The sequence below is a fragment of the Comamonas sp. 23 genome, from assembly GCF_049601575.1.
GTDB lineage: Bacteria > Pseudomonadota > Gammaproteobacteria > Burkholderiales > Burkholderiaceae_C > Comamonas > Comamonas squillarum.
The window spans coordinates 4,894,094-4,906,838 of record NZ_CP187127.1; the positions used below are offsets into that span (position 1 = coordinate 4,894,094).

General features: G+C 64.0%; 14 protein-coding genes. 9 read left to right on the forward strand and 5 right to left on the reverse strand.

All coding sequences use genetic code 11. The features are described 5' to 3' along the window. Positions 1 to 33 precede the first annotated feature (33 nt). The 7 genes from ACPEE1_RS22085 (at position 34) to ACPEE1_RS22115 (ending at position 5,050) form a co-directional block, all read left to right on the forward strand. Entirely contained in the window at positions 34 to 567 is a 534-nt protein-coding gene (locus ACPEE1_RS22085) for a hypothetical protein (RefSeq protein ID WP_116926041.1), read from the forward strand. A 21-nt stretch (positions 568 to 588) separates the two neighbouring features. Then, positions 589 to 951, forward strand: coding sequence for a DUF4124 domain-containing protein (locus tag ACPEE1_RS22090; protein WP_116926040.1), 363 nt, complete (start codon positions 589 to 591; stop codon positions 949 to 951). Positions 952 to 1,054: 103 nt separating this feature from the next. Continuing rightward, a complete protein-coding gene (locus tag ACPEE1_RS22095) occupies positions 1,055 to 1,666 on the forward strand; it encodes a class I SAM-dependent methyltransferase (RefSeq protein ID WP_116926039.1) in 612 nt (203 codons plus the stop codon). A 76-nt stretch (positions 1,667 to 1,742) separates the two neighbouring features. Continuing rightward, positions 1,743 to 2,543 (forward strand): tRNA-uridine aminocarboxypropyltransferase, encoded by an 801-nt coding sequence (locus ACPEE1_RS22100; RefSeq protein WP_409935210.1) that lies wholly within the window; start codon positions 1,743 to 1,745, stop codon positions 2,541 to 2,543. 371 nt (positions 2,544 to 2,914) lie between these two features. Further along, the gene (locus tag ACPEE1_RS22105; RefSeq protein WP_116926037.1) at positions 2,915 to 3,232 is read left to right on the forward strand and encodes a DUF4148 domain-containing protein; all 318 of its coding nucleotides are present in this window, start codon (positions 2,915 to 2,917) and stop codon (positions 3,230 to 3,232) included. Positions 3,233 to 3,371: 139 nt separating this feature from the next. Next, on the forward strand, positions 3,372 to 3,698 hold the full coding sequence (locus ACPEE1_RS22110) for a DUF4148 domain-containing protein (protein WP_116926036.1): 327 nt from the start codon (positions 3,372 to 3,374) through the stop codon (positions 3,696 to 3,698). Positions 3,699 to 4,102: 404 nt separating this feature from the next. Continuing rightward, positions 4,103 to 5,050 carry an IS481 family transposase gene (locus ACPEE1_RS22115; protein WP_423933930.1) on the forward strand — a complete coding sequence of 316 codons (948 nt, stop codon included), beginning with the start codon at positions 4,103 to 4,105 and terminating at the stop codon, positions 5,048 to 5,050. 72 nt (positions 5,051 to 5,122) lie between these two features. Here the strand turns inward: ACPEE1_RS22115 and ACPEE1_RS22120 are convergent, their stop codons facing one another. The 4 genes from ACPEE1_RS22120 to ACPEE1_RS22135 form a co-directional block, all read right to left on the reverse strand. Continuing rightward, complete coding sequence (locus tag ACPEE1_RS22120) at positions 5,123 to 5,365, reverse strand: hypothetical protein (protein WP_116926035.1); 243 nt, start codon at positions 5,363 to 5,365, stop codon at positions 5,123 to 5,125. A gap of 63 nt (positions 5,366 to 5,428) precedes the next feature. Beyond that, the gene (locus ACPEE1_RS22125) at positions 5,429 to 5,971 is read right to left on the reverse strand and encodes a ferritin-like domain-containing protein (RefSeq protein WP_116926034.1); all 543 of its coding nucleotides are present in this window, start codon (positions 5,969 to 5,971) and stop codon (positions 5,429 to 5,431) included. A gap of 110 nt (positions 5,972 to 6,081) precedes the next feature. Then, a complete protein-coding gene (locus ACPEE1_RS22130) occupies positions 6,082 to 6,726 on the reverse strand; it encodes a DUF924 family protein (protein ID WP_423934880.1) in 645 nt (214 codons plus the stop codon). A 103-nt stretch (positions 6,727 to 6,829) separates the two neighbouring features. Further along, complete coding sequence (locus tag ACPEE1_RS22135; RefSeq protein ID WP_116926033.1) at positions 6,830 to 7,885, reverse strand: acyltransferase family protein; 1,056 nt, start codon at positions 7,883 to 7,885, stop codon at positions 6,830 to 6,832. Positions 7,886 to 8,632: 747 nt separating this feature from the next. Between ACPEE1_RS22135 and ACPEE1_RS22140 the strand changes: the two genes are divergently transcribed. Then, entirely contained in the window at positions 8,633 to 10,657 is a 2,025-nt protein-coding gene (locus tag ACPEE1_RS22140) for an acetoacetate--CoA ligase (protein WP_116926032.1), read from the forward strand. A 176-nt stretch (positions 10,658 to 10,833) separates the two neighbouring features. After that, positions 10,834 to 12,030, forward strand: coding sequence for a multidrug effflux MFS transporter (locus tag ACPEE1_RS22145; protein ID WP_116926031.1), 1,197 nt, complete (start codon positions 10,834 to 10,836; stop codon positions 12,028 to 12,030). Between the two features lie 64 nt (positions 12,031 to 12,094). Here the strand turns inward: ACPEE1_RS22145 and ACPEE1_RS22150 are convergent, their stop codons facing one another. Continuing rightward, entirely contained in the window at positions 12,095 to 12,478 is a 384-nt protein-coding gene (locus ACPEE1_RS22150) for a VOC family protein (RefSeq protein WP_116926030.1), read from the reverse strand. Positions 12,479 to 12,745: the final 267 nt, after the last annotated feature.

The following is a 12,745-nucleotide window of genomic DNA, read 5'->3' on the forward strand; positions in this document are numbered from 1 at the left end:
CGCAGCCCACCGTGCCTGCCCGTAGCGCTGAGCATGGCCAAGGGTGAGCCGCTGCAGCTGCTGGCCCTGGCTGCAGGCATCTATCTGCTGCTGGAGGCCAGCTTTCATGGCGTGGCCTGGCTGCTCGCGCGCATCATTGACCGCGAGGCGCGGCGCCGAGGCCAGCTGACCGAGCCCAGCCGGGCGCACTGGCAGGCCATCTTCTACCGCTTGTTTGCGGTATTGGCGGTGCTGATGCTGAGCCATTGGTTCAGCCTGGGCTTGAACGGACCGCATGCGCCGCGCTGGCAGCAGTGGCTGCTGGGCGCCGTCATCATCGCCACCGTGCTGTCGGTGGTGATGGTCAGCGATGCCGCCATCATCCAGAAGCTCAAGAAGGACAGCCAGCCGCATTTCAGCAATATGCAGGAGATGGGGCTGCTCTACATCCTGCGCCACCTGCCCGCGCACCGGCCCTGGTATTTCAGCGCGGCCTACCTGCCACTGGCCCGCCGGATTAATGGGGGTATCAGCCTGCTGGCGTTTTTGCTGCTGTACCTCGATTTGCGCGTTTACCAAGGGGGCTGATACAGTGCCAGCCATGTCCCCATGCCTGTGCCCCTCACCATGTACCTGCGCCCTGCCTACCGCCGGCTGATCTGGCTGGCCCTGGTGGTGGCCTGCGCTGCCGCCGTGTACGCATGGCGTGGCCCGGCGCTCATCGGCGATGCCGAGCAGGCCGCCGCCACGCTGTGGCGCAAAGCCTCATCACCGCCTCCGCCCAGCGCCGAGGAGCAGCAGCGCAGCCAGGCACGGCGCGCCGATCCTGCGGCGGGCACCGGCCCGGCGTGGCCCGCTGCCGTGCCGCGCAAATGCCAGTTGAACGGCCAGACCATCTACACCGATGGCCCCTGCCCGGCAGGCAGCCTCGAGCAGATCGTGCCGGAAAACCTGTCTGTCATTGCGCGCTGAGCACCCCTTGCCAATACCGCAGTGCGCTACCCCCAGCCACCATCTGCGCGATACTGCCTGCGCCATGCACACCGGAGCTGCATGGCATCGATCAAGGACAGGCGTGCAATCAGCGGACAAGCAATGGTTTGACGAGGCGTACTACCAGCGCTTTTATTTCGACAAGAAAACCAGCGTGGTGGACCCCGCGCATGCCGCGCGCCTGGGTGCCTTTGTCTGCAGCTACCTGCAATACGTGCGCGTGCCGGTCCAGCGTGTGCTGGATGTGGGCTGCGGCATCGGCCTGTGGCGCGATGCGATTGCGCAGCACTTTCCGCAGGCCAGCTACCACGGGGTCGAGTACAGCGAGTACCTGTGCCAGCGCTACGGCTGGGAGCAAGGCTCGGTCGTGGACTATGCGCCGGCCGATGGCCAGCCGTTTGACCTGGTGATCTGCCAAGGCGTGCTGCCCTACCTGAGCCCGGCCGATCTGAAGCTGGCGCTGGCCAATCTGGGCCGGCTGAGCAAAGGTGCGCTCTATGTCGAAGCCGTTGCGCGCGAAGACTATGAGCGCGACATCATCGACGACGAGCTGACCGACCCGCGCCTCTACCGCCACCGCGCCGAGCTCTACCGCCGTGGCCTGGCCCAGGGTTTTACCGAGCTGGGCGGTGGTGTGTGGCTGAGCCGGCGCGCCGATGTGCCGCTGTTTGCGCTCGAAGCGTTGCAGAACTGAGCGGCGCCAAGGGCAGCGCTAAACCCGCTGCGCTGCTCGGTTGGGCGGGGCGAGGACAATAGCGCCCGTGTCATCCCTGCCCTCTTCCCCCCTTGCCAGCGAGGCCGCCACGACGAGCGCGTCCACCACCGCTGGTGCCCTTGTCCCCCATGCCGTCTCGCGCCTGCGCGCCGAGCGGCTGCAGCGCAGCACCCGCCCTTTTCTGGCCCGAGGCGGCCCCAAGGGGGAGCGCTGTGAGGGATGCCGGCTGCGCCCCAGCCACTGCCTTTGCGCGCTGCGCCCCACGCAGCCCACCACGGCGGGCATATGCCTGCTGATGCACGATGCCGAGCCGCTCAAGCCCAGCAACACCGGCTGGCTAATCGCCGATGTGGTGGCCGAGACCTGGGCCTTTGGCTGGTCGCGCACGGAGATGGATGCGGGCTTGGAGGCGCTGCTAGCCGATCCCCAATGGCAGCCCTATGTGGTCTTTCCCCAGGAGTTTGTGCATGAGCCCGGCCGCGCCGTGCAGCAGCTGCCGCCACCATCACTCGGTGCAGCTCGCAGGCCGCTGTTTATCCTGCTCGATGCCACCTGGCCCGAGGCGCGCAAGATGTTCCGCAAGAGCCCTTACCTGGACCGATTTCCGGTGCTCAGCCTGCACCCCGAGCAGATCTCGCGCTACCAGCTGCGGCGCTCGCGCCGCGATGACCATTTCTGCACTGCCGAGGTCGCTGCCCTCTGCCTCGATCTCGCCGGCGACCTGCGCGCCGCGCAGACCCTGGAAACCTACCTGGACATCTACACCCACCACTACCTGCAGGCCAAGCACCAGCTGCCGCCCGAATGGCACAGCGCCGCGCACCAGCAGCTCCAGCGGCTGCAAAACCCTCTGTGACAGCGCTGTCACTGTCGTGTCTACATAGCTAATCTGGTTGCTATGGCAGCCACTACCCCGCGTCAACCCTGACAGGGTTTACCAAGAAACCCTTGGGCACACCACAACGCCAGATTTGCCAGAATTCTCCTACGCACGGGCTTCTCCAACGAAAGCACCGTGTAGCAAGCCCTTCTGGGACGATTGCGCATTCGCCAAAACATTAGATCGTTTTTCAGAACAATCTATTCCGATTTAGGCTATTTATCGGAGGCGCGCCACTGCATACACTAACTACATCGATCAACGAGAACCACACAAGGTGCACTGCACCACCCGTTGAGCGAACCAGCCCCTCATGGTGAGTCGCTGGAGTTCTCCAGGAGTTAAAAATGAACGCACGTATTTTCTCGATCGCCGGTGTAGCTGCTCTGATGTTGGGTGCCGGTGTTGCCCAGGCCCATCCCTTTGAAGGCGACCAGTCGATTGCTCCCCCAGTGGCTGCCACCAGCGCCGTGAGCCGCGCTGAGGTGCAAGCGCAATTTGTCGAAGCCCAGAAGAACGGCACCCTGTTGTTCAAGGGCGATCAGCTGCAAGCCAATGCCTTTGAAAAGGGCAGCAGCAACCTCTCCCGCGCCGATGTGGTGAAAGCCGCCCACGACGCCCGCGTTGCCGGCACCTTGCCTGAAGGCGAAAGCTTCGGCGAATAAGCCCAGGCATGAACGCTGAGAGTGGGCCACAGTCCGCTCTCGCAGCCCCCAAATTTCGAATCAACCTATTTTTGGACGCCGCCGCTCTCACAGCGCAAATCAGCGATTTGCCAGCAGCGCGGGTCCGTGGAGAGAAACCATGTTTGCACGCAATATGTCCGCTTTGATGATGGCCGCTGGCCTGGTGTTTGCCGGTGCTGCCAGCGCAGCCACCACCGCCCCCGTGGGCAATGGCTCGGACTACCCTGCCTACCCAGCAGCACACAGCACCCTGACCCGCGCCGACGTGCAGGCCCAGGTGAGCGAAGCCCAGCGCAATGGCGCCATGGCCGTGATCGGTGACCGCATCAACACCTTCGGTGCTGAAAGCAGCACCTCCAGCCTCAGCCGCGCCCAAGTGCAGCAGCAGGCCCATGAAGCCTTAGTCGCCGGCACCCTGCCTGAAGGCGAATCCTTCGGCGAATAAGCGAAGAAAACCGCTCTGCAAGGCAGACGCTGGCAGAGCGGTCAGATTTCAGGCCTTCGCCATTGGGCGGGTCTGGAGAGAAATTACAGCGGATATGCCCGCCACACAAAAAAAACGCATCTAGTGCGTAGCCCGGCCAGACCTTGTCCCATTGCGTCTGGGCCGTGCTCTTGGTAGCCACTGCCGGTTCGCCGGCAGTGGTCTTTTTACGCCTCGCGCCTCGACCACAACCCTTGATACGTCGTTGCCTGGCCGGCTGCTCCTCACCTTGTCGTACTACCGTACTGTCTGCGGCTTGGCGCCTAGTTGTGAAGGTTCAATAGGTTGTATCCGGTGTTCATCCGGGTTGGATTTGAGAGACTGGAAGTCGCCAAACACCCAACCCACTCAGGACAGCCAACCGGATGAACACTCATAAGCATGCCCGACTTACCTTTGCCCGGAGACTGGAGATGGTCAAACAGATGACCTTGCAAGGCCTGGATGCCTCTCAGGCCGGAGCCCTTCAAGGCGTCACCGCACAGACCGCTCGCAAGTGGCTGGGCCGCTACCTCTCGGGCGGCGAAGCAGCCCTGGCCGATGCTTCCTCCAGGCCCATTTGCTCTCCCAAAGCCATCTGCGAGTCCAAGGCCTTACTCATTGTTGAGCTACGCAAACGCCGCATGCTGCAGTCGCGCATTGCCAGCTACGCAGGCGTCTCGGCGTCCACCGTGAGCCGGGTATTGGCCCGTGCGGGCCTGTCTCGACTCAGCGATCTGCAGCCGTCCGAGCCCGTGGTTCGCTATGAGCACGATGCGCCTGGAGACATGCTGCACATCGATACCAAGAAGCTCGGGCGCATCGTTCGGCCCAGCCACCGCGTCACAGGCAATCGGCGCGATTCGGTCGATGGTGCGGGATGGGAGACACTGTTCGTGGCCATTGACGACCACGCACGCATTGCCTTTACCGCTATGCATCCGGACGAGAAAACGCCGCAAGCCGTCGCCTTTCTGCGCAACGCCGTGGCGTACTACGCGGGGCTTGGAGTGAGCATCAAACGCCTGCTGACCGACAACGGTGCGGCATTCCGCTCAAGGGAGTTCGCTGCGGCCTGCAACGCCTTGGGCGTGCAGCACAAGTTCACCAGGCCGTACCGGCCACAGACCAACGGCAAGGCCGAGCGATTCATCCAATCGGCGCTGCGCGAGTGGGCCTATGGTTGGACATACCAGAATTCAGCTGAGCGAGCACAAGCCTTACATCGCTGGCAGCATTACTACAACTGGCACAGGCCTCACAGCGGCATTGGTCGAATTACCCCGATGGCCAGGCTCAAATCTGCAAACAACCTCTTGACAGTTCACACCTAGTCGGGGACGCCTAGTCGGGGACGCCTAGCTTCAACCGCAAACCTCCGGTTTGCTGGGCTGTGCTCACAGCTCTTAATCCAATGCAAAACCGGTTTCGGTGATCTGCAGCTGGCCGTTCTCGCCCTTCTGCAACCAGCCTTGCTCGCAGGCATAGTCCATGGCAGGTTGCTGCTCTGCGGCGCTGACGCCATGGCGCTCCAGCACATGGCTCAAAGATTCCGCATCCAAACCATCGCCCGCGCGCAGCAGCTCCTCGTTGACCATCAGGTAGAGCAGGTGCTTGGCATTCTTGCGTGTTGCTTCTGTATCGGTCATCCGTCTTTTCCTCCATCGGCATAAAAAAACCGCAACTCGGTTGCGGTTCAGGTGTGGTGGCCCTTATTGGGCCTTTTTCATCCAATCGGACAGCTCATCGGCGTGCTCTTGCTCCTGCTCCAGAATCTGCTCGATCAGGCGGCGCGTGGTGTGGTCCTTGTCACCGATCAGATCAACCATCTGCGTATAGGCCTCGATGGCGACGCGCTCGGCCACCAGGTTGGAGCGGATCATCGAGTGCAGGTCCATGTCGTCGTTGTAGTCGGCATGGCTGCGGGCCGTCAGACTGTCGGGGTTGAAGTCGGGCTCGCCGCCCAGCTGCACGATGCGGGTCGCAATACGGTCGGCATGGGCCTGCTCTTCTTGCGCATGTACCAAGAACTCTTCTGCAATGGCGGGCGATTCCAGGCCCGTCGCGGTGAAGTGGTGGCGCTTGTAGCGCAGGATGCAGACCAGCTCGGTGGCCAGCGAATCGTTGAGCAGACGGATGATGTCCTCACGGTATGGAGAGTCATCGGGCAGCACAGCGCCTTCTTCCAGGCTCTTCTTGGCGGCGTCGAGACGCTTGGTATCAAGCGCCAGCGGGGTGCGGGATTTATCTGGCATCGTGGCTTCCTTTTTTGTGGGAGGTTGTTTTGTAAACAGTACCCCTCCAAGGTAAACCCGCCGCAGCCCCGCGTCTGTGAGACAAGGGCTACTGTGCTTGCGCTAAAAGTTCAGAATCCCGCCCCGGGCTGGGCCAGATAGTGCAGCTCTTCGGCGGTGCTGCGGCGGCCCAAGATCGCATTGCGGTGCGGAAAACGCCCAAAGCGGGTGATGACGGCCTGGTGGCGCAGCGCGTAATCCCAGGTGCCTTGCAGATAGGTCTGCAGCTCGGCGGGCTTGGGGTGGCTGTCACGCAGCTGGGCAAACAGGTCCACACTGCGCTGCTGCAAGGCCGCATCCTCGGCATGCTCCAGCGGCAGATAGACAAATACCCGCACCACTGCCGGCAGCGCCTGGTCCTGGCCGCTGTCGCACAGGCCGAGCGCCAGCTGCAATGCCAGCGGGTCGCCAGCAAAGGATTCGGGCGTGCCCCGGTAGATATTGCGTGTGAACTGGTCGAGCACGATGATGCGGGCCAGCGTATCCCAGACGCCCTCTGTCCAGCCAGGCAAATCACCCTTGAGCGCCGCCTGCACCGTCGCGCCAAAATGCGTACGGATGCGTGCATCGAATGCATCGGACTTGCTGAACCATTGCTGCTTGTGCTGCAAGGCCTCGCTGTTGCTGGGGCGAGCGCTACCCAACCAGAATTGCAGTACCTCGTCGGCAGAGGCGATGGGTGCGGGTGCAGGTGGGGATGCGGAAGCTGAGGTCATGGCGAAGCCTGTATCAATCAAAGCCCGTTTTTTACCATGCAGCAGCAGCCTGCAGAAACAACAAAGCCGGGCAAGGCCCGGCTTTGTTCTGGGTGACCGCCGCTTATGCGGTGCGCGAGCCGGCAGGCTGCTGCACTGGCTTGCTGCTGGAGCGGTCACGCAGACCCAGCGCCCAGCGCTCGATGGTGTAGAAAGACAGCGCGGCAAACGCGGCCGAGATCGGCAGGCCCAGGATCACCACCCACTGCCAGTCGGTGTGGGCGCGCAGCAGGCGCACAACAGGGTAGTGCCAGAGGTAGATACCGTAGGACATCTTGCCAACCCAGACCAGGGCCGGCAGGCTCAGCATGTCGAACAGCACACCCTTTTGCTTGCTCACGGCAACGATGATGGCAGCGGCCACCAGCTCCACCAGCGCAAAGCCCCAGAGCAGCGCACCGGCGTCGTCCCACCCGTAGCCAATCACGGCAAAGGGCAGCACCGGCAGCAGCCACAGCAGGTATTTTTGGCGTGCATGCAGCGCATCCATCCACTCGGGGCGGTGCACGGCCACAGCGGCCAGCGCGCTGCCCAGCAGCATGCCGGTGGCGCGGGTGTCAAAGCGGAAGAAGATTTCGTAGAAGTGCTGGCCCTGGACCACCCAGTAGGCGCGCCAGACAAACATCAGCGCCACCAGCAGCAGCACCGGGCGCCACAGCTGCTTGCGCGCGGTATGCGCCAGCAGCAGCACCAAGAGCGGCGGCCAGACCAGGTAGAAGTGCTCTTCCACCGACAGCGACCACATGTGCAGCAAGGTGTCCGGGCTGTCAAAAAAGGCGATGCCGTAGTCGGCCAGGTACAGCGCAGAGACCACCACGTCCTGGTTCACATCATCGAGACCGGGCCAGATCAGCGGCGCAAACAGCCAGTAGGCGGCCAGAAACAGCAGCAAGGCCGGGCCCAGGCGCAAAAAGCGGCGCTTGTAAAAGCGCCAGAAGTCAAGCCGGCCCGATTGCTGGTGTTCTTTCAGCAACAGCGACGTGATCAAAAAGCCGCTGAGCACAAAGAACAGGTCCACACCGAAGAAGGCGCCGTCAAACATCGGCGCATGGGCGTGTGACAGGAACACCAGAACAATGGCCACTGCGCGCATACCATCGAGCGCAGGGTTGTATTTCATACGGAATCCAGACAAAACCAAAGATCTCCATCTAACCGCAGCAGGGCCAAAGCCGTTGCCGCGCTCCCAGACTTGGTGTCAATTGTTGCGCTGCCTGGGTGCAGGCCCGGAGGCTGCCCAACCAGCGCTTGCTGGGAATTAAACATCTGTGCTTAACGCGCCAAGTGGCACGAAAGCTGACCCATCGGGCTTTGTGATCCCCGCATGGCCGCTGTTCTCCAGGGCTTGCTGGGGAATACCAACCATGCGCCAAGGCGCGACGATTGAGAACCCGAGCCTATCGATTTAGTTCCGGCGTGGATGCTTTATTTTGTGACCAATGCACCGCAAATGCGTCCATCTTGCAGTCACCTTGCAGCGCTTGCGCCTGGTGGCCCAGCACGCCCGCTCCTCGCCGTCCATCCCCTCTGCCTTGCCTGGCCCGCTGGGTCTGCGCCCGGGGCCCCTGCCTGCTTCGCACGCTGTGCCAAGCCTGCATGGCGATGATCGCCTGCGGGCCCGCAAGCGCTGTGTAGGAAAAAACGAAAGGCACCCGTCAGCACCCGGGCGCGAATTGTGCCAGCTAGCGATGCCCTGCTGTCGTAAAAAGCGGGATGCAACTGACAAAAAATAACATTGCAAATCAGGATGCCGGAGGCCCTGGGACCAGAAACAGCGCACCTGCTGCCAGGGTGACAGCTTGCGTGCTAACCCCCATGCAAGCGCGCGCCGCTTTGCGTACGCTCGGGCTACGCTTTTTCTTTTGCCATGACCACCTCTGCCCCCTCCCCCCTGCCCCAGATCGAGCACTACGCGCAATGGCTCAGCCAGCAGCATGGCCTGCACTTTGACGACTACGAGGCCATGCATGCCTGGTCGGTCGAGCATCTGGCCGCATTTTGGCGCAGCATCTGGGACTACTACCAGCTTGAATCTCCTACGCCGATCACCGAGGTGCTGAGCGACGATGCCATGCCCGATGCGCGCTGGTTCAGCGGCGCCCAGGTCAGCCTGCCGCGCCAGCTGCTGCGCCACACGGCAGCGGCCCAGCAGGCCGGGGTGCCGGCGATCGTCAGCGACAACGAACTCGGCCAGATGCGCGAGATGGCCTGGCCCGAGCTGCAGCGCCAGGTGGCCTCGGTGGCGGTGGCGCTGCGCAGCCTGGGCATTGGCCGGGGCGACCGCGTGGCCGCCTATATGCCCAATATCCCCGAGACCGTGGTCGCGATGCTGGCCTGCGTCAGCCTCGGCGCGGTCTGGAGCGTCTGCGCCCCCGACATGGGCGTGGCCGCCGTGGTGGACCGCTTCAAGCAGATCGAGCCCAAGGCCTTGATCGCCGTCGATGGCGTCTACTACGGCGGCAAGCCGCTGGACCGCAGTGCTGTGGTGCAGTCCTTGCTGGCCGAGCTGCCCACGGTGCAGCACTGCCTGACCGTGCAGACCCCTTATGCCGCCGCCCCGGTGGGCAGCCACCACTGGGACTGGGCCACCACCGGCCAGGACGCACATGCCGTCGCGGCGTTCGAGCCCGAATGGCTGCCGTTTGACCACCCGATCTGGATCGTCTACTCCAGCGGCACCACCGGCCTGCCCAAGCCCATCGTGCATGGCACCGGCGGCATCCTGCTGGCCTTGCATGTGGCGGGGCTGCACAACGACCTGGGCGCCAGCTACAGCGACAGCCATGCGGGCGAGCGCTTTCTCTGGTACAGCTCCACCGGCTGGGTGATGTGGAACATCCAGGTCAGCGGCCTGCTGTTTGGCACCACGATCACCATCTTCGACGGCCACCCGGCCGGCAGCAGCAGCCAGCCCGACTGGGGCGTGCTGTGGCGCTTTGCCGCGCGCCACCACACCAGCATCTTTGGTGCGGGTGCCGCCTATTTCAGCAACTGCATGAAGGCCGGCCTCGACGTGGGCGCGATCCCTGGCCTGCAGCAGGTGCGCACCTTGGGCAGCACCGGCTCGCCGCTGGCACCCGAGGTGCAGCGCTGGGGCAGCGCCCAGCTGCAGGCAGCCGGTGCCGGCGAGGTGTTCTGGTGCAATATCTCGGGCGGTACCGATTTTTGTGGCGCCTTCATCGGCGGCAACCGCAGCCTGCCCCAGGCGCCCGGCCGCATGCAATGCCGCTGGCTGGGCCATGCGGTGGAGGCATGGAACGAACAAGGCCAGGCCGTGCGCGACGAGGTCGGCGAGCTGGTCTGCACCCGGCCTATCCCTTCAATGCCGCTGTACTTCTGGAACGACCCGGGCAAGCAGCGCTACCTGGACAGTTATTTCGACCACTGGCCCGGCATCTGGCGCCATGGCGACTGGATCCAGATCAACAGCGACGGCAGCTGCGTGATCTATGGCCGCAGCGACGCCACCATCAACCGCCAGGGCCTGCGCATGGGCACCAGCGAGATCTACAACGCCATCGAGGCGTTGCCCGAAGTGCAGGATTCGATGGTCATCGACCTGGAGTACCTGGGCCGCAACAGCTATATGCCGCTGTTTGTCGTGCTGCGCGAGGGCCTGGTGCTGGACGCCGCCATCCAGGGCCGCATCGAGCAGGCGATACGCACTGCGCTGTCGCCCCGCTTTATCCCCGACACCATCGCGCAGGTGTCCGAGGTGCCGCGCACCTTGACCGGCAAAAAGCTGGAGCTGCCGATCAAAAAGCTGCTGCTGGGCCAGCCTGCGGACAAGGTGCTGAACCCGCAGACCATGGCCAACCCCGGCTGCCTGCCCTGGTTCGAGGCCTTTGCCGCCCAGCATCTGGCGCGGCTCAGCCAGCCGGCCGCTGGCTGAAAGCCCTGCGCTGCAGCGATGGACGGACGGTGCGATAATGGAAAGCTATCGAGACGCTCCGGCTGGGACCCCCAGCCTCGGCGCCTGAGCCCCAGGGCCCGTGCCACAGCACCTTCTCGCCACCGACCCTCCTCCTGAAGACGCGCAGGCCACCCGCCTGCGTGTCTGCAACGTGTATGCCTTCATCCATTTCCCTTCGCCTGGTGTTTATCCTGGGCCTGCTATCCGCCATTGGCCCCTTTGCCATCGACATGTACCTGCCGGCCCTGCCGCAGATTGGCGCCAGCCTGCAAGCGCCCGTCGGGGCCGTGCAAGCCAGCCTGACGGCCTTCTTCCTGGCGCTGGGCGTGGGCCAGCCGCTGTTTGGCACCCTGGCCGATATGTGGGGCCGCAAGAAGCCGCTCTACCTGGGCCTGGCGATTTTTGTGCTGGCCAGCGTCGGCTGCGCGCTGGCGCAGGACATCCACACGCTGGTGGTGCTGCGCTTTATCCAGGGCCTCGGCGCGGCAGCGGGCATGGCCATTCCGCGTGCGGTGGTGCGTGATCTGCACACCGGCCACGAGGCCGCGCGCATGATGTCGCTGCTGATGCTGGTCTTCAGCGTCTCGCCCATCCTCGCGCCGCTGGCCGGCAGCGGGGTGATTGCAATCGGCGGCTGGCGCATGGTGTTCTGGGTGGTGGCAGTGGCCGCGCTGATCGGCATGGTGGCCATGGCGCGCGGCCTGCCCGAGACGCGCGCATCCAACAACGGCGTGGACAGCAGCCTGGGCGGTGTGCTCCAGGCCTATGGCCTGCTGCTGCGCGACTGGCACTACCTGGGCCTGGTGTTTATCGGCGCCTGCGCGATGGCCGGTTTCTTTGTCTACCTGGCCGGCTCGCCTTTTGTGCTGATCAACCACTACGGCCTCAGCACCACGCAGTACAGCATGGCCTTTGCATTCAATGCGATTGCCTTTATTGGCGCGGCGCAGTTTACCGGCATGCTGGGCAAGCGCTTTGGCCTGGTGCCCGTTGTCAAGCTGGCCGCTACCGCCAGCGGTGTGGTGATGTGCTGCCTGCTGGCCTACTACCTGGTGGGTGGCGACCAGCTCGCCGTGTTGATTGGCCTGTACTTTGTCGCCAGCGGCTTGATGGGCCTGGTGATCCCCACGACTTCGGTGCTGGCGCTGGAGGCGCATGGCCAGATTGCCGGCACAGCCTCGGCCTTGCTGGGCACCTTGCAGATGCTGACCGGCGCGGTCGCCATGCAGATCGTGGGCCTGTTCTCCAGCGGCAAACCGCTGCCGATGGTGGTGGGCATGGCCACCGGCGCGCTGTGCGGCGTGCTGCTGACCTGGATCACCTTGGGCGGCCGGCGCGGCGCCCGGGTCTGATGCCTGCCAACGACCTCTAACGACAACGCCCCGCAGCTTGCGGGGCGTTTTTGCTTTTGGAGGTTTAAACCTTGGGCTGGCGGTAGGCCAGGCAGAGCTTGTTGCCATCGGGGTCGCGCAGGTAGGCCAGGTACAGGGCCGCAGGGCCTTCGCCGCGCCAGCCCGGTGGGTCTTCACAGGCCACGCCGCCATGGGCCAGGCCCACCGCATGGGCCTGGTCGACCTGCTCGGTGCTGCTGGCGGCAAAGCCGGTGGTGCTGCCATTGCCGATAGTGGCTGCCTCGCCATTGATGGGGGTGCTGACGCTGAAGGTGCCGCCATTGGCGCGCCAGAAATAGCGGTTCTTGTTGGCGGCACCCGGGGGCACGCCCAACTCGGCGAGGAAGGCGTCGTAGAACTGGCGTGATTTCTCCAGATCGCTGGTGCCGAGCATGATGTGGCTGAACATGGGTGTCTCCTTGCAGGGTGGAAAAAACGGAGGGGAAAGATCAGGCAGCTGCCACTATAGCGGCGCTGGCGGGCGGCTGAAAACGGGCGCTTGTCGCGCAGTATCCACCATCGCGCGGGCCGGTTTGCAGCCAGCACACAACAGTGCCTGGCCGTGCAAGTGCCAGTCCTTAGCCCCTGGTTCTGGTCACCTGTCGCCTGCCTGCCAATCACCGAACACGCACAGCCGCTATAGTCGCCCCGAGCCTGCTGGCGTGCGTTGCGCGCG